The following is a 23,225-nucleotide window of genomic DNA, read 5'->3' as shown; positions in this document are numbered from 1 at the left end:
GCCGTGGGTGTGCGGGGTTGCGGGGTGTTACGCCGCCGCCCCCGCCTGTTCAGTTTGTTGGCGCTGTCCTTCCAGCAGCCGGTGCCGGTCCGCCCGGCGCTGTTCCTGCCGATCCGGATCCGGGACCGGCGACGCCAGCAGTAGCCGCTGGGTGTAAGGGTGTTCGGGGTCGCGGGTGACCACCTCGGCGGGACCTTGCTCAACGATCCCGCCCCGGTACATCACGGCCACGCGATGGCTGATGTGCCGGACGACGTCCAGGTCGTGGGAGACGAACAGGTAGGAAACGCCGGTGTCCTTCTGGATCTGCAGGAAAAGGTCCAGGACGCGGGCCTGGGTAGAAAGGTCCAGGGCGCTGACCGGTTCGTCGCAGACGATCAGCTTCGGTGACAACGCCAGTGCCCTGGCTATCGCCACGCGCTGGCGCTGGCCGCCGCTGAATTCGCGCGGCAGTCGGTGGATCGCATCGGACGGCAACCCCACCTGGTCCAGCAGTTCCTTGACGCGCCTCCTGGCTGCGGCTGTCTCCATGCCCTGCACGCCCAGCGGCTCAGCGAGGATGTCGCCGATTTCCAGCGCCGGGTTGAGCGATGTGTAGGGATCCTGGAAGACCACCTGCAGGTCCCGGCTCAGGGTCCGGCGTTCCTTGCGGGTGGCCTTGCTGATGTCGTTCCCCTCGAAGATGATCTTGCCCTGGGTCACCGGAGCCAGCCCCAGGACGGCGCGGCCCAGGGTGGTCTTGCCGGAGCCGGACTCCCCCACCAGGCCGAGGGTTTCGCCCTGGCCAATGCTGATGTTGATGTCCGTCAGTGCCCGGAACGGCTTCGCCCGGAACCTCTTGCTGGGGTACTCGACCACCAGGTTCTCCACCGACAGCAGCGGGGCGTTGTGGAACGTGCTCATGCCACCGGCTCCTTCTCTGCGGTTAAGTCCCGATCGGCCGACCCGTGCGAGACGGGTCCCTCGGGCGGGGATACAAGCATGGTCATCGGGGTCTTTCCTTCGAGCATGGACCCGAGCAGGGTCTGCGTGTATGGCTCTTTCGGGTTCCGCAGGATGTCGCGGACGCTGCCTTCCTCCACGAGCCGCCCGTTTTGCATAACTGCTACGCGGTCGCAGAGGTCGGCGACGACGCCGAAGTTGTGGGTCACCAGAATGACGCCGATGTTCAGGCGCTGCTGGAGTTCACGCAGCAGGTCAAGCACGTCGGCCTGCACGGTGACGTCCAGGGCCGTGGTGGGCTCGTCGGCGATCACGAGGTCCGGTTCGCAGCTGATGGCGCCGGCGATCAGCACACGCTGCGCCATACCGCCCGAGACCTCGTGCGGGTAGGCCTCGAACGTGCGTTCCGGGTTCACGATTCCGACGTCGGTGAGCAGCTTGAGTGCCCGATTTCGGGCTTCTGCCTTGGAGATGCCGAGCACGCGCACCATGGGGGTGACGAGCTGGTAGCCGATGGTGAACGCGGGGTCCAAGTTACTCATGGGCTCCTGCGGGATGTAGGAAATGCGTTTGCCGCGCAGCTTGGACAGCCGTTCCTGGCTGACGCGGTCCTCCCCAGGGGCCACCGTATAGGTGCCGTCGAACTGGATGGCGCCGCCCACAATGCGGGCATTGTCCGGCAGCAGTCCGAGGATGGAGAACGCGGTCTGGGACTTGCCCGAACCCGATTCGCCCACGATGCCCAGGATCTCGCCGCGGTCGACGTGGAACGAGACGTCGTCCACCACTTTTTTGATTGAACCGTCTGCCTGCGGGTATCCGACGCCAAGGTTGGTCACCTTGACCAGGTGGTGTTCGGTGCCAAGGTCGACGGCGGCCACCGACTTGCGTGACGGACGCGCCTTGGCGGGGTCCGCCGTCGTACGTCCAGTTGAAGCAGCCGCAGCCGAGGCCCGCTTCTTGCGGTGCTTGATCTTTTCGCCGTCTTCCAGGGCGTCGCGGATGGCGTTGCCGAGCAGGACGAGGCCGCCGATGGTGAGGGCCATGGCCAATGCCGGCCACAAAAGCAGTGTGGGCGTCAGGTAGACGTTCTTGAAGCCTTCGGACAGCATGACGCCCCACGTGGCCTTGGTGGGGTCGCCGAGGCCCAGGAACTCGAGGCCGGACTGGATGGCGATGGCCACGCCGGCGATTGCCGCGGTCTGGATGATGATCGGTGCGCGGACCACCGAGAAGATGTGGCGGGTGATGATGCTTCGGTCCGAAAGACCGGAAACCCGGGCGGCGTCGACGTAAAGCTCGTTCCGGACCGACTGGACCGCGGTGCGGGTCAGCCGGAAGTAGGACGGGCTGATGAGGATGCCGAACGCGATCATGGAAATCCATACCGAAGGGCCGAAGGCCGCGCGGATGGTGAGCAGCACAATCAGGCCGGGCAGGCTCATCAGGATGCTGACCACCCAGTTGGAAACGGCCTCGAACCTTCCGCCGTAGTAACCGGCGATCAACCCAGCCGGCAGGCCGATGGCGATGGCAACGCCGGCGCACAGCAAGGCGGACAGGAGCGTCAGCTGCGCACCAAAGAGCAGGCGGCTCCAGGTATCGCGTCCGGCGCTGTCGGTTCCCAGGATGTTCACCCCGTCCGGCGCCGTGAGGGTCTTGGCAATGTTCGCGAAATTCTCGTCGAAGGGCGCCAGGACGGGCGCAAGGATAGCCAGCAGCGCGATGCTTCCCAGTATCACCAGGGAGGCGATGCCAAGGGGGTTCTTCACGAGGCGGCGCATGACGGTGGAGCGGACCAGCGTGCCGCTTTGCCCGGTTTTTACGGGTGTTGCGGAAACTGCCGCTGTTTCTAAGGAATCGCTCATGACACACGCACTTTCGGGTTGAGCCAACCATTGAGGATGTCCACCAGGAGGTTCACCACGATGACCACCACCACGGTGTACATCACCACTCCCATGACGACGGGGAGATCGGTCTGGCCGGTGGCGGTGACCGCCAGCGGACCCATGCCGGGAAGGGCGAAGATCTGCTCGATGATCACCACGCCGCCCAGCATGCCAATCAGCTGCAGACTGAGCACTGTCAGTCCTGCCGGAGCGGCGCTGCGGAGCACGTGCCTAAAGAGGATCTCCCGCTCTCCGATACCCCGGCTGCGCAGCGTCCGGACGTAGTCGCGCTCGAGCTGCTTGATCACGGCGCTGCGGATCTGCTGCGCGCCGCCGGTCACGCCATTGATGAGGAGGGCGATGACCGGAAGGGTCATCGAGTAGATCCAGGCCTCCGGACCCACCCCGGGCGAGATGGTGCTGGTGGCCGGGAAGAAGCCCAGCTGGATGGCCAGGATGGTCACCAGGAACACGCCGATCACGAACCCCGGGACGGAGTCGCCAACAATTGCGCCCACCTGGACCACCCTGTCCACCCAGCCGCGCTTGACGGCTGCGGCAACACCGATCAGCGCTGCGCAGATGGCGATCAGGATCATTGCGGCGAAAACCATGGTCATGGTCACGGGAATCCGGGTGGCCAGGGAGTTGGCCACGGGCTCCGACGTAAACCAGGAGGCACCAAGGTTTCCGCTCAAGGCGTCACCCAGCCAGGCGAAATAACGGGCCAGGAGGGGCTGGTCCAGCCCCAGCTCCTGTTCCTTCAGCGCAACCTGTTCAGGGGTGGCCTGGTCGCCCAGGATGTTACGGGCGATGCTGCCGCTGGCGGTATACAGCAGCGTGAAGGTGAGCGCCGAGACGACGAACAACACCACCAGCCCGCTGCCCAGCCTTTTCGCAATGAACTTGATCATGGGGTCCTACTTGGCAGGCGAGTAGTTGTAGATGGACGGAACGGCCTGCTGAACCTGCGGCGTGACCTCAACCTTGGAGTTGTGGTAGTACATCTGGTTCACGCGGAACAACGGTGCGAACCATGCCTGCTCCACCACGTACTTGTTGACTTCCTGGGCCAGCTTGCCGGCATCTTCGCCACCGGTTCGCACCGCCTGGATTTTTGCCTCAAGCTCGGGAGCGGTGTTCTTGAACGGGTTGTACAGGGCCTTGGTGGAGACGATCTGGTCGATCGCCACGGTGGGCTCGCCCTGGAACAGGTTGAAGAACAGTGCGTGGTACTTCTGGGCAGCAACGTCAGCCGTGTAGGTGTTGGTGATCGCGGCGCCGGGCTTCAGAGTGATGCCGACATCGGCGAGCTGCTGCTGGAGAACGGAAATAAGGGTTTCGGCTCCCGGAAGGGTGGGGATATCCAGGGTCACGTTGCCCTCAAAGCCGGATTCCTTCAGCAGCGCCTTGGCCTTCTCGGGATCGTAGCTGTAGTAGTTCTCCAGGTCTTCCGTCCAGGCGCCGCTGTCCTTGCCAAACGGCTGCGAGGTGGGAGTACCCTGGCCCAGCATGACCTGTTCCAGGATGGTTTTGCGGTCGAACGCGTAGTTGATGGCCTGGCGGACCTTGACGTTGGCCAGGGCGGGGTTCTGGGTGCCTTCACGGTCCAGGAGGAGCAAGCCGGACCAGTCCACCTGGTTGGTGGCGAGCTGCATCTTGGCACCCTCGGCCTGCTTGCCGTTCTTGGGGTCCAGGAGGGTAGCGTCGATCTGGCCGGAAACCAGGGCGTTGGTGCGGGCCGTGAGGTCCGTCAGGATCTTGAGGGTCAACTTCTGGTACTTCTGCAGGTCCTTGTTCCAGTAGTCCTTGCGGGCGTTGAAGACCGTCTGGGAATCCTTGACTGAGGCAGCCTTGTCAATGACATAGGGCCCGGATCCCACCGGCTCGGTCTTGATGGCATCGGTGCCCAGGGCTTTGGGGCTGCCCATCAGCCCGGCGGCCTGGCTCAGGAAGTATTCCAGGGCAGGCTCCGCGGCGCTGAGGTTGATGTCGATGGTGTCCGCGTCCACCACGGCGACGTCGGAGACCGAGGCGAGCTGGGCCATCTGGGGACCGTTGGCCTTCTTGAAGTGGTCCAGGTTGGCCTTGGCTGCTTCGGCGTCGAACTTGGCACCATCGCTGAACGTGACGTCCGTACGGAGGTCCACGGTGAGCTTGGTGTTGGTGTCGTTGTACTTCCAGTCCGTGGCCAGCATGGGGCTGAGCTTGCCGTCGGGTTCGCGGAGGATGAGGCTGTCATACGCGGCCTGGTACGGCTGCAGGACGTGACCCACGTGGGCCTGCGCTGGATCCCAGGAAGTGATGTCGCGGAGAGTGCCGAGCGTCAGCGCCGTGGCAGCAGTGCCGCCGGCGTTCGAACCGGCTCCGGCGCCGCCGCCGCAGGCCGTGAGCGCCAGTGAGGCGCTCAGTACGATGGCGGCTGCTGCCGTCTTGGGACCTAACTTCATTGTCGGCTCCTAAATGAGTCTTTTGCCTGGACGCGAGTCAGGGCGAAGAGGTGTGGTGTGCACCACATATTTCTGGTGTGGGATTTACAGTACGGACTTTGCACTGGCTTGGCAACCGATTGTCAGAAGTTTCTAAGATTGTTGCCATGGTGGTTGGATGACCACCATGGATACACCGGACGCGGGCGCTGAAACGGCCGGAAACCGCCCCGGCTTCCGGCCGTAAACGCCAGTCGCTGAAAGTCAGCCCACGCGTTCCAGCAGCTGCGGATAGCTCTGTGCGTAGACGTCTTTCACGATCTTGAGTGACTTTCCCGCTTCCGCCGGGTTGATCCAAAACGGCCCGGGCTCGTCGAGCCTGGCGTAGAAGTCCTTGATCAGCAATTCATGGGAGACGCCCCAGTAGGAGCGGCCGCCTGTTTCGGAGACCCGTTCGGCAATAACCTCAACCGTGCCGTCGGCATACGTGACCGTGAGGTCCCCGCGCAGGCTCAGCGTTGCCTTCTCCGTGACGATGTCCAGCGTCACGGGTGCGTTGACGGCGTTGGCCAGGGTGGCATAGAAAACGCTCCGGGCGCCGTTTTCGTGTTCGGCCACAAACTCGGCCGTGTCCTCCACCTCGATCACGCCGGCCAAGGCCCTGGTGGACGCGCGCCCCTCTACCTTGGCGACGTCGCCTACCAGCCACTGCAGCAGGTCCACGGTATGGACGGCCTGGTTCATCATCAGTCCGCCGCCGCCCTCCGCCCAGGTTCCGCGCCACGGCCGGTCCCGGTAGTAGTCCCCGGACCGGTGCCACATCACGGTGGCCGAGGCGCCGAGCACCTGGCCCAGCCGGCCGCCGTCGAGCATTTCCCGCATGGCCTGCGATGTTGCGTTGTAGCGGTTCTGGAAGCAGACGGCGATCTTCGCCGGGCTCCGCTCCGCCGCCTCGATTAGCCTCCGCCCCTCTTCGACGGTATGAGCGAGCGGCTTCTCGACGATCACGTTGACGCCGCGCTCCAGGCAGTCGGCGGCAATCGACGCGTGGAGGTGGTGCGGAGTGCAGATATGCACGACGTCGGGACGTGCCTTCTCGAGCAAGTCCAGGTGGTTCGCGTACCCGGGGACGCCGTGAGCGGCGGCCGCCGCCTCCAAACGTTCCGGGTCAGTGTCGCAGACCGCAGTCAACTCGGCATTAGCCATGGTGGCCAGCGCCCCGAAATGGACGCTCGATACGTCACCGCAACCGATGACCGCCGCTGTGGGCATTTTCCTGCTCCTTTGAAGGACTGTCATGCATGTGTTTTATGGCCGCGGCACGTCAGGCCAGCCGGACGCCGTTCCTGGCTGCCAGGCCGGCGAAGGCCCGTGCAGCGACGCCGAATGCCACGGGACCGGAGAACCCGCCAAGTTCGTGAGCGCTGGCGAGATGGGGTTCCAGGGAGGCGAAACCGGCAAAGCCGTCCGCTGCGAGCGCTGCGATGGTCGCGTCGAGCTCACCGTCGCCCTCGCCGGACGGGACTACCTCGCCGGTAGTGGCGATGGCGTCCTTCACCTGGAAGTACTCAAGGTAGCGACGCAGGATGGCGTAGCCCTCGGTGTACGGCTTGACACCCACCTGGACGAAGTTGGCGTTGTCCCATGCGACGCGGAGGGCCGGCGAGTTGACCGACTCCATGATGTCCAGGACGCGCTCCGGCGTATCGCCGTAGATGCCCTTTTCGTTCTCGTGGAGCAGGACGATGCCGCTTGCTGCAGCTTCTTCAGCGAGCGCAGTCATCCGTTCGATGACTGCATCCCGGACGTCTTCCTGGCCCTGCCCCTCGGCACGGTAGAAGGAGAAAATCCGAACGTACTTGGTATCCAGCCCCTTGGCTACCGAAATGATCTGCCGGAGCCGGGCAACCTCGTGCTCCACCGGCAGGTTGACGTCCACCTTGCCGATGGGGCTCGCGACGGCGGAGACCTTGAGGCCCTTGTCATCAAAGATGGCTTTCAGGTCCCGCACCTGGTCCTGCGTCAATTCGGACACGTTGGTGCCCCACGCGCTGCGGACTTCGATATGGCTGGCACCCAAGGCAAGCAGCACTGCCGCCTGGACCTTGGGGTCGGGGTCTACTTCGTCGCCGAAACCGGACAGGCTCCACACGGCATTGGGTTGAGTCACGAAATCTCCTAGGGGCTTCCGGCACGTTTTTGGGGGAACAGTGCCCGGTGAGGCATTTCACAGCGGATCTTGTCCAGACGAGTCTAGCCACGTTGGCACAAATTTGACAACCGGTTGCCACGCAGGTTGCAAGTATGGCATTGTTGATCCACGGTGTGGCAGTGGTCACAGCCGGATGACCGTCGTTCAGAGAGGAACGCCCATGGCGACGCAACCAGTGGCAGCAGACCGCCCTGCCACCATCCATGACATTGCGGCCCTGTGTGGCGTTGCTGCGTCAACCGTCTCACGGGCCTTGACCAACCCCGACCGGGTGAATATCCGGACCCGGGAGCGGATTGAGGCCGCCGCCGTCGAACTTAGTTACACGCCCAATTCGCAGGCGAAGGCGCTGAGCTCCGGCAAAACAGGCGCCGTAGGCGTCCTGGTTCCGGACATCACCAACCCGTTCTACTTCGACCTCATCCGGGGAACGCAGCTTCAGCTCAAGGCAGGCGGCTACACGCAGCTGCTGGTGGACACGGAGGAGTCGGACGAAGTGGAGGCCAGCACGCTGGAGCAGCTGCGAAAGAGTGCCGACGGCGTGATCGTGGCAGCGTCCCGCCTGAATGACCAGTCGCTCGCCGCTGCCGCCCTTCGCATGCCCATGGTCACTGTGAACCGCGACGTGGACGGCGTCCCCGCGGTCATCATCGACACCCCGTCAGCCATGACCCAGGCCCTGGACCATCTCATTTCCCTTGGCCACACATCCGTGGCATACGTCGCCGGGCCTGCAGTGTCCCAGTCCAGCGCCCGCCGCTGGGCTGCCCTGTCCGCCGTCGCCGAAGACCGCGGTGTCCAGGTGCGAAACCTGGGGCCGTTCGCGCCGAAGACCCAGTCGGGCGCGGCCGCAGCGGATGCCGCAGTCCACAGCGGCGTGACGGCCTGCATCGTGTTCAACGACCTCATAGCCATCGGCATGCTGCAACGGCTGCGGGAGCGCGGGCTTCGCGTGCCCGAGGACATGAGCATCGTTGGCTGTGACGATATCTTCGGCGCCGATTTCTGCAATCCCCCGCTGACTACGCTGAGCTCGCCGATCGAGCAGGCGGGCCGGGTGGCCGTCTCAATGCTCCTGGCGCAGCTCAATCCCCTGGCCGGGGGCGGCAACCGCAGCCGCTCCGTAATGCCGACGCACCTCACGGTCCGGGGATCCACAGGGTCGGTACGGAGCTCCTGACGGCCACGTCCCTGCCCCTGTACATGGCGCTGGCGGGAAGGCGGCTACCTCCCCGCCAACGCGTCAGCCATTAGCCCCTAAAGGTGGATCGCCGGCGCATCGGAGGATGCGGCTCCGCTGAACGTCTTCCTGTTGATGTCGATCAGCAGCAGGGCAATCGGAACGATCAGGATGGCAACACCGGCGGCCCAGAGGAAGACCAGGGAATAGCCTGCCGACAGCGCAGCCAGTCCCGCGCCCCCGGCCGCAGCTGTCGCCGAAGCTGCCAGCGTGCTGAACAGCGCGATGCCCAGCGAGCCGCCAACCTGCTGCGAGGCATTCACCAGGGCACTGGCCACGCCGGAATCATCCTTGTCCACACCAAACAGTGCGAGGTTCTGCATAGGCACAAACACCAGGCCCAGGCCCGCACCCAGGAGCAGCAGGGCGGGCAGCATGTTGGCCAGGTACGTTCCTTCGGCGCTGACCTGGGTGAGCCACAGCATCGCGGCGGCAATCAGAACCGGTCCAAGGGCCGTGGGAATCCTGGCACCCAACTTCGGCAGGTTCTTTGCGGCGATACCGGCCGTCAGGATGAGGACCACCGTCATGGGCAGCGAGGCCATGCCGGCGAGGAACGGTTTGAACCCCAGGACAATCTGGATGTAGAAGTTGATAAACAGGATGCCGCCGATCAGCACCGCCCCTGAAAGGAAGGATGCCAGGAACGCGGCCGCCCGGTTTCGCTCTGTGGCCACACGGAGCGGCAACAGCGGAGTCCTGGTTTTCTTTTCAACCAGGACAAACAGCACCAGCAGGACTGCGCCGGCCAGAATGAAGCCCCAGGCCTCCGGGCTGTCCCAGCCGTGCTCGGCATTGGTGAGGCCGTACACCAGGGAGCCCAAGCCCAGTGCTGCCAGGACGACGCCGGGCCAGTCGTACTTTGTCGATCCCCCGGCTTTGCTCTCCTGGACCTTTGTCCAGACACCCATCAAGGCGATGAGAGCAATCGGGATGTTGACGAAGAAGCACCAGCGCCAGGAGACGTAGTCGGTGAGGTAGCCGCCCAGGAGGACGCCGATCGCGGCGCCGACGCCGCTGATGGAGCCGAAGATGGCAAAGGCGGTTCCCCGGTCCTTGCCTCCGGGAAAGGCCACGGTCAGGAGGGCAAGGGCGGCCGGCGCGAGCAGCGCGGCGAACAGACCCTGGAGTGCGCGGGCGCCGATCAGTTCCCAGGCTTCCTGCGCGATGCCGCCCAGGAGGGAAGCCACCGCGAAGCCGGCAGCGGACACCACGAAGGTGCGCTTACGGCCCCAGAAGTCGGCGATGCGCCCGCCAAGAAGCAGGAAGGCGCCGAGCGCAAGCGCGTAGGCCGTCACCACCCAGGCGCGGGTTGAGTCGCTGATACCCATCTCCCGCTGCAACTGCGGCAGCGCAAGGTTGACGATAGTGCCGTCCAGCACCACCATGAGCTGGGCCAGGGCCAGGAAGATCAACGCCCCCCAGGGCGCTTTGGGCCTGGCCAGGTCCTGATCCGGAGGGGCAGTTGCCAGTTGCGTAGCCATTTTTTTGTTCCGTTCGTTCAGCAATAATACTTATAAAAGTATAACTACATGAGCTTGGTGCACGGGCGAGAGATCGGTCACTCCTTTGCAGCCAGGAAACCCGCCAGCCGCTGGAGCGCGGGGAGGCTTGCGGCTATCTGCTGCTGTTCGGCCGGGAGCAGTTTCGACGCCGAGCCTGCCAGGACCTCAGCCCAGGAGTTCTCAAGAACCGCCCTGATCCGCTGCGATTCCGGGGTCGGATGCAGCGTGACGTAGCGCTTGTCGCTGGGGTCCCGGAGCCGGGTGACCAGGTTGGCAGCCACGAGTTCACGCAGCTGGACGCTGACGTTGCTGAACTGTCTGCCAAGCCTTGCGGCGACTTCGGCCACCGTGATGCCCGGGCTGCCCTCTACGACGCGCAGGATGTCAACGGCCCCGTTCGGCAGCGGGCGGACACCGGTGTCCTCGTGCGATTTCCGGCGCACATCAGCGGAGATATCGAGCAAGGCGACGGCGAGGGCGCGATGGTCCACCGCCTTCGTTGCACGCCCGTCCTGCCCTCTTTCCATTGCTTCATCATAGGCACGGACGAAGGAAGCCCCAGCGCAGTTGCACCGGGGCTTCCTTTGGCTGGTTCCGTTAGAGCCGGTCCGTCTGGTCCTCGCCCTTATGGCCCGATCCGCGCAGGTTCTCCTGGACCTTGCCAAACAGGTCCTTAATGGTGGATTCGGCGTTGGTGAGGACATCCACGGGCAGGTAGACCTCGTGCGTGAGCGGCAGGTCGTATTCGTCCTTCAGGTGGGTGCCGTTCCCCACTCCGTCCAGGGACAGGTAAACCATGGCCTCCGTGCGGGCGATTCCAGCGATCTTCCCAAAGACAACGGTGAACTCATTCGGTTGGAAGCTGATGGTCTGGCCGATGTGGCTGCGGCCGAGGTCACCGGCCGTAACGGCCTTTTCCTGCTGGCTGCGCGTGTATTCCATAACTGCTCCTCAAGGTCGCCGATATCTACGCCAGCAGTCTAGCGTCGCCCTCTTCGGGCGGTACATAGTGCGAGACTGGGTACGAGCCCAACCACACGACCCAACGGGAGCTGCCATGACCGCCCACCCCCGGATTTCCGCCTCTGCCAACAGAGTCACAGAGCTCTTCGGGATTGGCGTTCCCGTGGTTCTTGGCCCGTTCGGCGGCGTCTCCTCCATACAGCTCACGGCAGCAGTAAGCGACGGCGGCGGGCTGGGCTCCTACGGCCTGTACGGTTACGACGGCGCAGCCATCCAACGGACGGCAGCGGAACTTCGCGCGGCCACCGCGAAACCTTTCGCGCTGAACCTGTGGGTCCCCAACGGCAGTGAAACCGTGGCCCTGCCGCAGGAAGAGTTCGACCGCTATGGAAGTGTCCTGAAGCCGTACTTCGACGAACTGCGCATCCCCCTTCCGGACATGCCGGCCCGATATATGCCGGATTACGGCGAACAGGTGGAAGCGGCGCTGGAGGCGCGCCCCGCCGTCGTGAGCTTTGTCTTCGGCGTGCCCGCTCCGGACGTTGTGGAGGAAGCGCACCGCCGCGGCATCAAGGTAATCGGCACCGCCACCACTGTTGCAGAAGCTCTGGCGCTGGAGGCAGGCGGCGTCGACGCCGTGGTAGCGAGTGGAATGGAGTCCGGCGGCCATCGGGTGTCCTTCCTGAAGCCAGCGGAAGAGTCACTTGTAGGCACCTTCGCCCTGGTTCCCCAGGTTGCCGATGCCGTGTCCATTCCGGTCATCGCGGCCGGCGGGATCGCGGACCGCCGCGGCTTCACTGCCGCCCTGGCTTTGGGTGCCGATGCCGTGCAGGTGGGAACGGCGTTCCTGGCAACCCGGGAGTCGGCCGCCGTGCCCGCTTACCGGACGGTACTTCGCAGCCCCGCCGCAGCGCAGACGGTGCTGACCCGGGCCCTGAGCGGCAGGTTGGCCCGCGGCATCCCCAACCGCATTATTGCCGAGCTTGAAGATGGCGGCAGTATCGCCCCCTTCCCGGTTCAGAACTGGCTGACCGGACGGTTCCGGCCGGAGGCAGCCAAAAGGGAAAACACGGAGCTGATGTCCCTGTGGGCCGGGCAGTCCGCGCCGTTGCTTCGGCACGACACCGCAGCGGCGGTCCTTGCCGAGCTGCTGGCCGGTACCCGGTAACTGTCAGACAGGCAGCCCTTATGCAATGCCCGGCGCAGTAACCGCTGCCGGCATTGTTCAGCATGGCATCACGGATAGAATCTGAACGACTGTCAGCTGACCGGCGCCGCACGCCCGTGCCTGGTCCGGTTACCGGGAAGGGAGAAGCCGTGCGCACGCACCGTCCACGGACACCCTTCCATTTCCTCCGCTCGTCTGCGATGGCCACGGTCATCCTGACCCTCGCCGCCGGAGCACACCTTGCCGGCGGCGGAGAACTTCCGGCCCCCGCCATCCTGCTGGCAGTCCTGGCACTGACCGCCCTCGCCAGCACCACCGCCACACGCCTGCGGCTCGGGTTTCCGGCCATGGCCGCCCTGCTGGGCGGCGGGCAGCTGGGCCTGCACAAGCTGTTCACAGCCTTCGGTCCGCCCGGCGTGGAGACGGCACCAGCTGCCGCTGCCCCACATGACGGCCACCTTCCAGGCCCTGGCATCCTGGCTCCCGCTGCAGCGCACCTGCACGAAGCGGACGCTGCGACCGGGCCCCTGATGCTGGCCGCACATGCCCTGGCAACGCTGGGTTGCGCACTCCTGCTTGCCAAGGGGGAAGCAGCGCTGTGGGCCCTGGCCGCCTGGCTCCGGCCGCTGGCAGCCCTCCCCCGCGCGGTGGCGCCCGACCACGGCCCGCCGGCTTTGGCCGCCTTCCGCACCTTCGGGGCGCCGCTGCGTCCCTGGCGGAACCTCCGGCAGGACAGCCGACGCGGCCCGCCTTCCGCCGTCGAGCTTCCCCGCTAGAACCGCCCGCATCTCCTGCCGGCGGCGGAACCATACTTTTGTGCTCCCCAACTCAAGGGAGCACGCCGGAAAGGCAAACCCATGAACACCCCAGCTCTTCGCCGTACCCTTCAAACGGCTGCCGTCACCGGCGGCGCCGCAGCCTTGCTGCTCGCCGCCGCGGGCGGGGCCTCGGCCCACGTCGGCGTGACGCCGGACAAAACCACCGCCAACTCCTCTGCCCTGCTTACCTTCGGCATTCCGCATGGCTGCGACACCTCCGGCACCACGAAGGTTGCCATAACGCTGCCGCAGGAACTGAACGATGCACAGCCCACCGTCAACCCCAACTGGACGGTGGAGAAGGTCACCGAGCAGCTCGCCGAGCCGAAGAAACTCGCCGACGGCACCTCCATCACCAAGCGGACCAGCCAGATCGTCTACACCGCGAAGACTCCCCTGGCCCACGAACTCCGCGATGCCCTGGTGCTCTCCGTGAAGCTCCCGGACGCGGCCGGAAGCACGCTGTACTTCCCCACCCTCCAGAGCTGCGAGACCGGGCAGACGGACTGGTCGGAGATCGCCAAGGACGGCCAGGACCCGCACTCGCTGGCGGCACCCGCGCCCTCCATCACTGTCACTGAGGCTGCCGGCACGGGACACGGCGAAGCCGCCGCCACGGCATCCCACACCGCTGAAAGCCCCGCCACCGAGCAGTCGTCAGCAACGGACAGTGGGGCCGACGCACGCAGCTGGGCCGGACTGGCAGCAGGCGTCGGCGGCCTGGTGCTCGGCGGCGCGGCATTCCTGCGCAGCGGTGCGCGCCGCAACCCAGGCGGGTCATCCGCCAAGTAGGACAAGGGCGCTGATGCCCGGATCATCACGATCCGGGCATCAAAAGGCTCCGCTGCCTCGTGGCATCATTGACGCGGCAACGCACTGCCGCAAAGGTGGTGCCATGAGGTCTCAGCGAATTTCACACGGGTTGGTTATGACGACGGCGGCCGCGGCGGCTGCCCTGATGCTCAGCGGGTGCGGCCCCAGCCAGCCGCAAACGCAGGCGACGACGGCACCTGGCACCAACGCTGCCAGCCCCGAGGCAACGTCCGCCTCGCCGACGGCTCAAGGGACGTCGTCGGGAACTCCCTCCGCAACGGCCCCGGCTACGGCCAAGCCGGTGGCAATTGCCCTCTGCAAGGCGGCGGGCCTCTCCGCCGCCACGGATGCGTCAGGCGGCGGAGCGGCGGGCAGCGTCTACATGAAGCTCAACCTCACCAACACGGGCTCCGAAGCCTGCGTCCTTCGTGGTTTTGCCGGCGTGTCCTTGGCCGCTGATGCTGCCGGCGCCCCCATCGGTGCGCCGGCCATCCGCGACGAAGCCACAGCACCCGCCAACGTCCTGCTCGCCCCCGGCCAGTCTGGCTCGGCAGTCCTGCGCTACACACAGGCCGGTAACTACCCCGAGTGCACCAGGGTGGATGCCGCCGGCTACCGGATCTACCCGCCGGAGGACACAGCATCCCTGTTCCTGCCCCAGCCCACCAAGGCCTGCAGCAACACTGAAATCACCCTGCTCTCCATCGGGGCTTTCCAGCCCGCGTAGGAGCAGGTCCGGCCAGCGCCCTCCGTTTACTCCTGTTTTTCCCCGGCGGCATCACCCCTGGATAAGTGCACAGACAACTGCAGGCGGTCCGGCAAGGTGCCGGGCCGCCTGCAGTCGGTTCCGCCCTCTTGGGGCGTTTGTTGCTGTATTTAGTGTGCGGTGGTGGTGCGACCGGCGCCTGCGGTGCCGCGAGAAAGGGCCACGCCCAGTCCGATCATGCCAACCCCCAGGACAAAGTGCAGCCAGTTATCCGCGGTGTTCACCGGGACGAAGTTAGCCGGCGTCTGGAGCCCGATCAGCAGGCCGTAGAGCCAGAGGACCAGGTAAATGGCGCCACCAACGAGCAGGTAGTTCCTCGACTGTGCAGCGCTGCGGGCCATGGCGATGCCGGCCGCCCCAAACAGCAGGTGGACGATGTTGTGCAAAATCGACACCTGGAAGATGCCCAGGAGCAGGGCCTTGGACTCATGCCCGGCAAAGCCCATGGTTTCGTAGTTGGAGGTGATGCCCGGGATGAAGCCCAGGACGCCCACCAGGAGGAACACTGCGCCCACGGCAAGGGCAGCTTTTTGGATGTTTGTACGGCCTACGGTGCGACCGTCGGAACTCATGCTTGTCATGATTACTCCTGCTGTTGTCGTTCACGTTCACATCATGGCTGCCGGGTTGCGCCTGAACCATAGACTTAAGCACCGACATCATAAGTATACTTAGCAACTACGCCACGCATAGATCAGGATCTATAACAGACACATCACAAAGGGTCCGTCAGGGCCCAGGACCAAAAGGCAGGCTGAACTGGGATGACGTCGATTTGGTTGGACCGCGCGGAGACCTTCACCTCAGATCCGTTCGAGCCCGGAAGTACCTATGACACCGTGGTGGCCGGCGCAGGACTCACCGGCCTGGTCACCGCACTGCTGCTGGCCCGCTCTGGGCAAAACGTGCTGGTGCTGGAGGCGCGGTACCCCGGCGCCGTCACCACCGGAAACACCACCGCCAAAGTGACCCTGCTGCAGGGGACTTTCCTGTCACAGCTCGCCCGCCAGTACTCGCAGAAGCAGGTGCAGGCGTACGTGGATGCCAACCGCGAAGGCCAGGCGTGGCTGCTGCGGTACCTCGAGGAACACAAGGTGCCCTTCCAAACCCGGGACGCTTACACCTATGCGGCCTCCGCCCAGGGGACCGAAAAGCTCCGTGAAGAGGTCAGCGCCGGCACCACCGCCGGACTGGACATGGAATACGTGCGCGACGCCGGGCTGCCGTTTCCCGTCCACGGCGCCGTGCGGCTCGCAGCCCAGGCGCAGATCAACCCTTTGGAGGTGCTGGACACACTGATGGCGGACATCCGCGGCCGCGGTGGCTCGATCGTGGGCGGCGTACGGCTGCAGGATGTCACCGGCGCAGGCCCGGCCACCGTACACACAGACCGCGGCACCGTCACCGCCAACGAAGTGGTGCTGGCCACCGGCATTCCGGTGCTGGACCGCGGGCTGTACTTCGCCAAGCTCAAGCCCAGCCGTTCCTACGCGGCGGCGTTGCAGCTGCAGGATGGCCAGGCCCCTCCCCCGGGTATGTACATCTCGGTGGAACAGCCTACGCATTCGCTGCGCGACTACGAGGTGGACGGCCGCCGGCTGCTCCTGGTGGGCGGGCATGGACACCACGTGGGCCGGGCACGGTCAGAGAAACACCATCTGGGCAGCCTCCTGGACTGGGCCGTGCAGCACTACCCCGGCGCAGTTGCCACCCACACCTGGTCCGCCCAGGATTACATGCCCACCAACCTCATGCCCTTCTTCGGCAAGTTCCCAAGAGGAAAAGGCCACATCTACTTCGGCACGGGCTACAACAAGTGGGGCATGACCAACGCCGTGGCCGCCGCCGTGGGCATTTCGGCCGACATCCTGGGCGGGAACGTGCCCTGGGCAGACACCATCCACCGCCGGGTCACCTCAGCCTCCGGCGCCCTCTCCGCCGTCGCACTCAATGCCGGTGTGGCAGCCAAGCTTGCTTCCGGCTGGGGGCAGGTAGCGGCCGAGGGCCTGCGAAAAGACGGAAAGGAGCCGGCGCCCGCACCCGCCCCGGTGATTCCGGCCGAAGGTGAGGGCAAGGTCTACCGTGAGGGATCAAAACCGGTGGCCGTGTCCACTGTTGGCGGAACCACCTGCAAGCTGTCGGCCGTCTGCACGCACCTCGGCGGGATTCTGCACTGGAATGACAGCGAGCGGTCGTGGGACTGCCCGCTGCACGGCTCCCGCTTCGACAGCGACGGAAAACGCCTTGAGGGTCCGGCCACCAAGGACCTCCCGGCTGCAGGAAAGGCTTGAGCCCAGGCAAGGGGGAAGCCGGCACCCACTGTCGGTGGCCTGGGGCATGATGGAGGCATGAAGCAGGAACAGCCCGGCGCCGGCAGCAGGGGCACCGGCGCGGGAGCGCCCATGGCCCAGTTCAGCAGGCCGACACGCGACTGGTTCCTCGGTGCGTTCTCAGAACCGACGCCCGCGCAGAACGGCGCCTGGCAGGCCATCTCCTCCGGGTCGCACGCGCTGGTGGTCGCGCCCACCGGATCGGGAAAAACCCTCGCCGCGTTCCTGTGGGCGCTGGACCGGCTGCTTGTTTCCTCCGCCGAAGCGCCGCAGGCGGCAGCTTCGGATGCTGTGGCTGCGCTTCCAAAGGGCCCGGCAAAAGGCAAGCGCCCCCGCGCACCCAAACGCAAAACCCGCGTCCTGTACATCTCGCCCCTGAAAGCCCTCGGTGTGGACGTGGAGCGGAACCTCCGCTCCCCGCTCATCGGCATCACCCAGACCGCCAAGCGTCTCGGGCTGCCGGCACCCATGACCACCGTGGGTGTCCGGTCCGGGGACACTACAACAGCGGACCGGCGCGCGCTGCTGAGCAACCCGCCGGACATCCTCATCACCACGCCGGAATCGCTCTTCCTGATGCTCACATCCAGGGCCCGCGAAACCCTCACCGACGTGGACACCATCATCATTGATGAGGTCCACGCCGTCGCCGGGACCAAGCGCGGAGCCCACCTCGCCGTCTCACTCGAGCGGCTCGACGCCCTGCTGCCCAAACCGGCCCAGCGGATCGGGCTCTCGGCCACCGTGGAACCGAGGGAACTCGTGGCGCAGTTCCTGGCCGGCACCGCGCCGGTGGAAATCGTTGCCCCGCCGGCCATGAAGAACTGGGACCTCACCGTCTCCGTGCCGGTGGAGGACATGTCGGACCTGCAGGGCGCCGCGGGAGCGTTCGACTCCGGCCCGGCCTCCGGCCTGCAGCCCCAGGCATCCATCTGGCCGCACGTGGAGGAAAAGATCGTTGACCTGGTGCTGGCCAACCAGTCCACCATCGTTTTTGCCAACTCCCGCCGCTTGTCGGAACGGCTCACGGCACGCCTGAACGAAATCTACGCGGAACGGCAGCTGCCGGCGGCGGGCGGAGGCTGGGATGATCCTGTACCGGCGGGGCCGGCGGCATTCAAGGCAACAGCCGGAGCGCCGGCGTCTACGGCCACTCCGGCCCACATGATGGCGCAGGCCGGTACCTCCGCCGGGGCGGACCCGGTGCTGGCCCGCGCCCACCACGGCTCCGTCTCCAAGGACCAGCGGGCCCTGATTGAGGACGACCTCAAATCAGGCCGGTTGCGGTGCGTCGTGGCCACGTCGTCGCTGGAACTCGGTATCGACATGGGCGCCGTTGACCTGGTGGTACAGGTGGAATCGCCGCCGTCGGTGGCCAGCGGCCTCCAACGGGTGGGCCGCGCCGGCCACCAGGTGGGGGAAGTCTCCCAAGGCGTCCTCTTCCCCAAGCACCGGGCAGACCTGGTGCACACGGCCATCACGGTGGAACGGATGCTGGGCGGGAAGATCGAGCGCCTCAGCATCCCGGCCAATCCCCTCGACATCCTGGCGCAGCAGACCGTGGCCGCCACGGCTCTGGGCAGCATCGATGTTGAGGAATGGTTTGCCACGGTCCGCCGCTCAGCCCCGTTCGCGTCCCTCCCCCGGTCAGCATTCGAGGCGACGCTCGATCTGCTCGCCGGCCGCTACCCTTCCGATGAATTCGCGGAGCTTCGTCCTCGGATTGTCTGGGACCGCAACGCAGGCACCATCGAGGGCAGGCCCGGGGCCCAGCGGCTCGCAGTCACCTCGGGCGGCACCATCCCGGACCGCGGGCTCTTCGGCGTGTACATCATCGGCACCGAGGTGGAGGGATCGGCTTCACCCTCCACTGACGGCAAGCCCGCGCCTGCACCCAAGGGCGGCCGGCGGGTGGGCGAGCTGGACGAGGAAATGGTGTACGAATCCCGCGTCGGCGACGTCTTTGCTTTGGGCGCCACCAGCTGGAAGATCGAGGACATCACCCACGACCGCGTGCTGGTCTCCCCCGCTTTCGGCCAGCCCGGCAAGCTTCCGTTCTGGAAGGGCGATTCGCTCGGCCGCCCCGTGGACCTGGGCCGCGCCCTTGGCGCGTTCGTGCGTGAACTGTCAGCGTCCGACGTCGGGCCGGCCACCGAGCGCTGCCAGGCCAGCGGCCTGGACGCCTTCGCGGCCAACAACCTGATCCAGTACCTCAGTGAACAGAAACAGTCCACCGAGGTGGTGCCCAGCGACACCACGCTGGTGGTAGAGCGCTTCCACGACGAACTGGGCGACTGGCGGGTGATTCTCCACAGTCCTTTCGGCATGCCGGTGCACGCACCCTGGGCGCTTGCGGTGGGCCAGCGGCTCCACCAGCGGTACGGCATGGACGGCTCCGCCATGGCCGCGGACGACGGCATTGTCCTGCGTGTGCCCATGATGGAGGACGAGCCGCCGGGGGCAGAACTGTTCCTGTTCGATCCCGAGGAACTGGAGCAGATCGTCACGGCTGAAGTAGGCGGCAGCGCGCTCTTCGCCTCGCGCTTCCGTGAATGTGCCGCCCGTGCCCTGCTGCTGCCGCGCCAGACTCCCGGAAAGCGGCAGCCGCTGTGGCAGCAGCGGCAGCGGTCCGCCCAGTTGCTGGACGTGGCGCGGAAATACCCCACCTTCCCCATCGTGCTGGAAACGGTCCGGGAATGCCTGCAGGACGTCTACGATCTCCCGGCGCTGAAGGACATCGCTGCGTCCGTGGAGCGGCGCGAGCTGCGGATCGTGGAGACCACCACCTCGCAGCCGTCACCGTTCGCAAAGTCGCTCCTGTTCGGTTACGTTGCACAGTTCCTTTATGAGGGCGACTCTCCCCTGGCGGAACGCCGTGCCGCTGCCCTGGCCCTCGATTCCACCCTCCTCAATGAACTGCTGGGGCGCGTCGAGCTGCGGGAACTGCTGGACGCCAGGGTCATCGATGCCACCGAACGGGAGCTGCAACGCCTGGCCCCGGACCGGCGGGCGCGCGGGGTGGAGGGCGTAGCGGACCTGCTGCGGCTCCTTGGTCCGCTGGCGCCGGAGGAGGCTGCCGCGAGGCTCCAGGGCGAGGAGCACCAAGCCACTGAACTGGAGGCAGAGGCACCGCTGGCCGGGGAAGGGACTGTCCCGGAACTGACCGGACGGGAACCGGCGGGCGGGAAACCTGCTGGCGGGGAAGCTGCGGCGGGGAATGCGGCCGCCGCGGAACCAACAGATGCCGAGCTCGCGGCCGAATTCGCTGACCCTGCACAGGCACGCGGGACAGTGCACGCCAGTACCGAATCCGCTACCGCCCACTTGCTCGCCCTGCAGCGGGCCAACCGCGCCATCAAAGTCAACGTCGGCGGCGTGGAACGTTTCGCAGCCGTTGAGGACGCCGCGCGGCTCCGGGATGCCATCGGCGTCCCCCTCCCCATGGGCGTGCCGCTCGCGTTTATTGAACCAGTCGCGGACCCCCTGGGGGATCTCGTCTCCCGCTATGCCCGCACCCACGGGCCGTTTACGGCGGCCGAAGCGGCAGCCCGGTTGGGCCTGGGCGTGGCAGTGGTCAGCACTGCCCTCAAGCGCCTCGCCGCTGACGGCCGGGTGGTGGAAGGCGAGTTCCGGCCGCATACGGGCCCGTCCGGGACGCACCCGGCTGATCGGGACCCGGCAGCTACCGATGCCGCTGCTGCCGCCCCTGCTGATGCCAACCCCGCTGCTGCCAACCCCACTGCTGCCAACCCCACAGGACCCGCTGAGGCGCTCCATCCCGCCACGGTGAGTGAGTGGTGCGATGGCGAAGTCCTTCGCAAGCTGCGCCGCCGGTCGCTGGCAGCGCTGCGGGCGGAGGTGGAACCTGTGGATGCGTCCGCCTACGGCCGCTTCCTGCCGGCCTGGCAGCACGTCCGCACGCCGGGAGCAGGCCGCGGCCAGCCCTCTTTGCGCGGGCTGGACGGCATCGTCACGGCCATCGACCAGCTCTCAGGTGTGCCGGTTCCCGCTTCGGCCTGGGAACCCCTGGTCCTGGCAAGCCGCGTCTCCAACTATCAGCCAGCCATGCTTGATGAACTCATGGCCACCGGCGAGGTCCTGTGGTCCGGAGCAGGAGCGCTGCCCGGCAACGACGGCTGGATCAGCCTTCACCTGGCCGATTCCGCCGAGCTGACCTTGAATCCGGCCATCGAGTACGAACCGGGCGACGCCCAGCTGCGGCTCCTGGAACACCTCCGCAACAACGGCGGCGGCTACTTTTTCCGGCAGCTGACGGAGGTGGCCGGCGGAATGGACTCGGTGCTCAGTGACCAGGAGGTGGTGACCACACTGTGGGACCTGGCGTGGGCCGGCCGGATCACCGGAGACACCTTCGCCCCCGTCCGCGCCATGATCGCCGGCGGGCACACCGCCCATCGCCAGGTTGCCCGGGCGCCCAGGGCGCGGGCTCCGCGCCTGAGCCGGTTGGGCCGGTCCCACGGAACGGGCTTGCTGGGCTCGGCCGGAGCGGGCGGCGGACGCTACGGCACGTCCGCCGGCCCGGCGACGCCTCCCGTGGCGGCTGGCCGCTGGTCCGCCCTCCCGCAGCCCGAGCTGGATCCCACCATCCACGCCCGGGCCACCGCCGAGCTCCTGCTGGACCGCTACGGTGTGGTCACCCGCGGCTCGGTGATGGCAGAACAGATCCTTGGCGGGTTCGGGCTGATGTACAAAGTCCTGGCCAGGCTCGAGGAAGCCGGACGCTGCCGCCGTGGCTACTTCATCGAGCACCTTGGAGCCGCCCAATTCGCGGTCCCTGCCACCGTTGACCGGCTGCGTTCCTACTCGGAGGACACCCAGCTCGCAAAGCCCGACCCCGTGGCCCTCGCCCTGGCCGCCACCGATCCCGCCAACCCCTACGGCGCCGCCCTCCCTTGGCCGGCCCTTCGCGACGAAGCCGGAAGCGGGCACCGTCCCGGGCGTAAGGCGGGCGCCCTGGTGGTGCTGGTGGACGGAGCGCTGGTCCTGTACGTGGAACGGGGCGGCAAAACGCTGTTGGCCTTCAGCGACGACGACGCCGTCCTCGCGGCAGCCGGGGCGGCGTTGGTAAGCGTGGTCACCCGCGGCGCCATCGACAAGCTGATCATGGAAAAGGTAAACGGGCACGGGATCCTGGACACGCCTGTTGCCGCTGCACTCGGTTCCGCCGGCGCCTACTCCACGCCGAAGGGACTGAGGATCCGTGCCTGAGGGGGACTCAGTCTGGCGCGCGGCCAATCAACTGCACCAGGCCCTGGCGGGGCAGAAACTTCTGGCGTCCGATTTCCGCGTGCCCCGCTTCGCCACGCTGAACCTGGCCGGCTGGACGGTGGCTGAAGTCCTGGCCCGCGGCAAGCACCTGCTCATGCGGGTAGAGGGTCCAGCGGACAAAAAACTCACCATCCACTCCCACCTGAAAATGGAGGGCACCTGGCAGGTCTACCCGCCGGGCGGCAGGTGGCGGAAGCCGGGATACACGGCCCGCTGCGTGCTGCGCACCCCGGTGGCGGACGCCGTCGGGTTCTCGCTGGGAATTGTTGAAGTGGTGGCCACGGCGAATGAGGACTCCATCGTGGGGTTCCTCGGTCCGGACCTCCTGGGTCCGGACTGGGACCTGGATGAAGCGGAGCGGCGGGTCCGTGCTGCCCCGGACGTCCCCATTGGCGTCGCCCTCCTGGACCAGCGCAACCTCGCCGGGATCGGCAACATCTACCGCTGTGAGGCGTGCTTCCTGTCCGGCATCCATCCTGCGTCCCCAGTGTCGGCCGTCCAGGATGTGCGGACCATGATGACCGACGCCAAACAGCTGCTGGAAGTGAACCTCGGTCCCGGCCGCCGCGTGACCATCCTTAACGCCAAGGGTATGCCGGTAGGGAGGATGGCCGGGCGGCCCGGTTACTGGGTGTACCGCAGGGAGCACCAGCCGTGCCTCAAATGCGGGACACCCATCCGGCGAGGCCTCCTGGGAAAGTCGAACGGCGACGAAGAAAGGGATATCTACTTCTGTCCCCAGTGCCAGCCGCTCCTGCCTTAGGGGTTCCGGCGGAGGCATCCTGATATCGAGGGTCCCGGCGCAGGCATCCTGAATCCGACATGTGGCTGACTCGGGATGCTGGCAGCAAGCCTAGC

At 66.3% G+C, this 23,225-nt stretch carries 18 protein-coding genes; 8 read left to right on the top strand and 10 right to left on the bottom strand.

Annotated elements, in window-relative coordinates:
- Window positions 1-27: 27 nt before the first annotated feature.
- The 6 genes from M1E07_RS04510 to M1E07_RS04485 all read right to left on the bottom strand — a co-directional run bounded on the left by M1E07_RS04510 (window position 28) and on the right by M1E07_RS04485 (window position 7,433).
- Window positions 28-903: an ATP-binding cassette domain-containing protein gene (locus tag M1E07_RS04510; RefSeq protein WP_461189087.1), complete on the bottom strand. Its 876-nt coding sequence runs from the start codon at window positions 901-903 to the stop codon at window positions 28-30.
- Window positions 900-2,810 carry a dipeptide/oligopeptide/nickel ABC transporter permease/ATP-binding protein gene (locus M1E07_RS04505; RefSeq protein WP_461189086.1) on the bottom strand — a complete coding sequence of 637 codons (1,911 nt, stop codon included), beginning with the start codon at window positions 2,808-2,810 and terminating at the stop codon, window positions 900-902. Before M1E07_RS04505 ends, M1E07_RS04510 begins: the two co-directional genes overlap by 4 nt.
- Window positions 2,807-3,748 (bottom strand): ABC transporter permease, encoded by a 942-nt coding sequence (locus M1E07_RS04500; RefSeq protein ID WP_461189085.1) that lies wholly within the window; start codon window positions 3,746-3,748, stop codon window positions 2,807-2,809. Before M1E07_RS04500 ends, M1E07_RS04505 begins: the two co-directional genes overlap by 4 nt.
- Before the next feature lie 6 nt (window positions 3,749-3,754).
- Complete coding sequence (locus tag M1E07_RS04495; RefSeq protein ID WP_461189084.1) at window positions 3,755-5,284, bottom strand: ABC transporter substrate-binding protein; 1,530 nt, start codon at window positions 5,282-5,284, stop codon at window positions 3,755-3,757.
- Between the two features lie 243 nt (window positions 5,285-5,527).
- Window positions 5,528-6,535, bottom strand: a complete 1,008-nt coding sequence (locus tag M1E07_RS04490) for a Gfo/Idh/MocA family protein (protein WP_461189083.1) — start codon at window positions 6,533-6,535, stop codon at window positions 5,528-5,530.
- A 52-nt stretch (window positions 6,536-6,587) separates the two neighbouring features.
- The gene (locus M1E07_RS04485; RefSeq protein ID WP_461189082.1) at window positions 6,588-7,433 is read right to left on the bottom strand and encodes a sugar phosphate isomerase/epimerase family protein; all 846 of its coding nucleotides are present in this window, start codon (window positions 7,431-7,433) and stop codon (window positions 6,588-6,590) included.
- Window positions 7,434-7,635: 202 nt separating this feature from the next.
- On the opposite strand from M1E07_RS04485, the gene M1E07_RS04480 reads away from it, so the two are divergent.
- Window positions 7,636-8,655, top strand: a complete 1,020-nt coding sequence (locus tag M1E07_RS04480; protein WP_461189081.1) for a LacI family DNA-binding transcriptional regulator — start codon at window positions 7,636-7,638, stop codon at window positions 8,653-8,655.
- 77 nt (window positions 8,656-8,732) lie between these two features.
- On the opposite strand, the gene M1E07_RS04475 is transcribed toward M1E07_RS04480, so the two are convergent.
- From M1E07_RS04475 to M1E07_RS04465, 3 genes are all read right to left on the bottom strand, one after another.
- Window positions 8,733-10,199, bottom strand: coding sequence for an MFS transporter (locus M1E07_RS04475; protein ID WP_461189080.1), 1,467 nt, complete (start codon window positions 10,197-10,199; stop codon window positions 8,733-8,735).
- Window positions 10,200-10,276: 77 nt separating this feature from the next.
- Window positions 10,277-10,747 (bottom strand): MarR family winged helix-turn-helix transcriptional regulator, encoded by a 471-nt coding sequence (locus tag M1E07_RS04470; RefSeq protein ID WP_461189079.1) that lies wholly within the window; start codon window positions 10,745-10,747, stop codon window positions 10,277-10,279.
- A 70-nt stretch (window positions 10,748-10,817) separates the two neighbouring features.
- Window positions 10,818-11,162, bottom strand: a complete 345-nt coding sequence (locus tag M1E07_RS04465; RefSeq protein ID WP_461189078.1) for a hypothetical protein — start codon at window positions 11,160-11,162, stop codon at window positions 10,818-10,820.
- Between the two features lie 115 nt (window positions 11,163-11,277).
- Between M1E07_RS04465 and M1E07_RS04460 the strand changes: the two genes are divergently transcribed.
- The 4 genes from M1E07_RS04460 (at window position 11,278) to M1E07_RS04445 (ending at window position 14,709) form a co-directional block, all read left to right on the top strand.
- Window positions 11,278-12,351 carry an NAD(P)H-dependent flavin oxidoreductase gene (locus tag M1E07_RS04460; protein ID WP_461189077.1) on the top strand — a complete coding sequence of 358 codons (1,074 nt, stop codon included), beginning with the start codon at window positions 11,278-11,280 and terminating at the stop codon, window positions 12,349-12,351.
- A 149-nt stretch (window positions 12,352-12,500) separates the two neighbouring features.
- Window positions 12,501-13,127: a hypothetical protein gene (locus M1E07_RS04455; RefSeq protein WP_461189076.1), complete on the top strand. Its 627-nt coding sequence runs from the start codon at window positions 12,501-12,503 to the stop codon at window positions 13,125-13,127.
- Window positions 13,128-13,208: 81 nt separating this feature from the next.
- Entirely contained in the window at window positions 13,209-13,961 is a 753-nt protein-coding gene (locus tag M1E07_RS04450) for a YcnI family copper-binding membrane protein (RefSeq protein WP_461189075.1), read from the top strand.
- A gap of 103 nt (window positions 13,962-14,064) precedes the next feature.
- The gene (locus M1E07_RS04445; protein ID WP_461189074.1) at window positions 14,065-14,709 is read left to right on the top strand and encodes a DUF4232 domain-containing protein; all 645 of its coding nucleotides are present in this window, start codon (window positions 14,065-14,067) and stop codon (window positions 14,707-14,709) included.
- Window positions 14,710-14,858: 149 nt separating this feature from the next.
- Here M1E07_RS04445 and M1E07_RS04440 read toward each other — a convergent pair whose 3' ends face one another.
- Window positions 14,859-15,329, bottom strand: coding sequence for a DUF4383 domain-containing protein (locus tag M1E07_RS04440; protein ID WP_461189073.1), 471 nt, complete (start codon window positions 15,327-15,329; stop codon window positions 14,859-14,861).
- A 183-nt stretch (window positions 15,330-15,512) separates the two neighbouring features.
- Here M1E07_RS04440 and M1E07_RS04435 point away from each other — a divergent pair, with 183 nt between their 5' ends.
- Genes M1E07_RS04435 through M1E07_RS04425 form a run of 3 tightly spaced genes read left to right on the top strand, consistent with a single transcriptional unit; the run spans window position 15,513 to window position 23,130 of the window.
- Window positions 15,513-17,039: an FAD-dependent oxidoreductase gene (locus M1E07_RS04435; RefSeq protein WP_461189072.1), complete on the top strand. Its 1,527-nt coding sequence runs from the start codon at window positions 15,513-15,515 to the stop codon at window positions 17,037-17,039.
- Window positions 17,040-17,096: 57 nt separating this feature from the next.
- Window positions 17,097-22,307: an Lhr family ATP-dependent helicase gene (locus M1E07_RS04430; RefSeq protein WP_461189071.1), complete on the top strand. Its 5,211-nt coding sequence runs from the start codon at window positions 17,097-17,099 to the stop codon at window positions 22,305-22,307.
- Window positions 22,300-23,130 (top strand): Fpg/Nei family DNA glycosylase, encoded by an 831-nt coding sequence (locus M1E07_RS04425; protein WP_461189070.1) that lies wholly within the window; start codon window positions 22,300-22,302, stop codon window positions 23,128-23,130. Before M1E07_RS04430 ends, M1E07_RS04425 begins: the two co-directional genes overlap by 8 nt.
- Window positions 23,131-23,225 lie beyond the last annotated feature (95 nt).

It is taken from the genome of Arthrobacter sp. Z4-13 (assembly GCF_054792705.1).
This window is presented reverse-complemented; position numbering and strand designations above follow the sequence as displayed.

Excerpts from the sequence above, each read along its gene's own strand:
- M1E07_RS04500 (WP_461189085.1), bottom strand. The coding sequence starts at position 3,748 with ATGATCAAGTTCATTGCGAAAAGGCTGGGCAGCGGGCTGGTGGTGTTG.
- M1E07_RS04470 (WP_461189079.1), bottom strand. The coding sequence starts at position 10,747 with ATGGAAAGAGGGCAGGACGGGCGTGCAACGAAGGCGGTGGACCATCGC.
- M1E07_RS04480 (WP_461189081.1), top strand. The coding sequence starts at position 7,636 with ATGGCGACGCAACCAGTGGCAGCAGACCGCCCTGCCACCATCCATGAC.
- M1E07_RS04465 (WP_461189078.1), bottom strand. The coding sequence starts at position 11,162 with ATGGAATACACGCGCAGCCAGCAGGAAAAGGCCGTTACGGCCGGTGAC.
- M1E07_RS04440 (WP_461189073.1), bottom strand. The coding sequence starts at position 15,329 with ATGACAAGCATGAGTTCCGACGGTCGCACCGTAGGCCGTACAAACATC.
- M1E07_RS04510 (WP_461189087.1), bottom strand. The coding sequence starts at position 903 with ATGAGCACGTTCCACAACGCCCCGCTGCTGTCGGTGGAGAACCTGGTG.
- M1E07_RS04505 (WP_461189086.1), bottom strand. The coding sequence starts at position 2,810 with ATGAGCGATTCCTTAGAAACAGCGGCAGTTTCCGCAACACCCGTAAAA.
- M1E07_RS04450 (WP_461189075.1), top strand. The coding sequence starts at position 13,209 with ATGAACACCCCAGCTCTTCGCCGTACCCTTCAAACGGCTGCCGTCACC.
- M1E07_RS04445 (WP_461189074.1), top strand. The coding sequence starts at position 14,065 with ATGAGGTCTCAGCGAATTTCACACGGGTTGGTTATGACGACGGCGGCC.
- M1E07_RS04430 (WP_461189071.1), top strand. The coding sequence starts at position 17,097 with ATGAAGCAGGAACAGCCCGGCGCCGGCAGCAGGGGCACCGGCGCGGGA.
- M1E07_RS04490 (WP_461189083.1), bottom strand. The coding sequence starts at position 6,535 with ATGCCCACAGCGGCGGTCATCGGTTGCGGTGACGTATCGAGCGTCCAT.
- M1E07_RS04495 (WP_461189084.1), bottom strand. The coding sequence starts at position 5,284 with ATGAAGTTAGGTCCCAAGACGGCAGCAGCCGCCATCGTACTGAGCGCC.
- M1E07_RS04475 (WP_461189080.1), bottom strand. The coding sequence starts at position 10,199 with ATGGCTACGCAACTGGCAACTGCCCCTCCGGATCAGGACCTGGCCAGG.
- M1E07_RS04435 (WP_461189072.1), top strand. The coding sequence starts at position 15,513 with ATGACGTCGATTTGGTTGGACCGCGCGGAGACCTTCACCTCAGATCCG.
- M1E07_RS04460 (WP_461189077.1), top strand. The coding sequence starts at position 11,278 with ATGACCGCCCACCCCCGGATTTCCGCCTCTGCCAACAGAGTCACAGAG.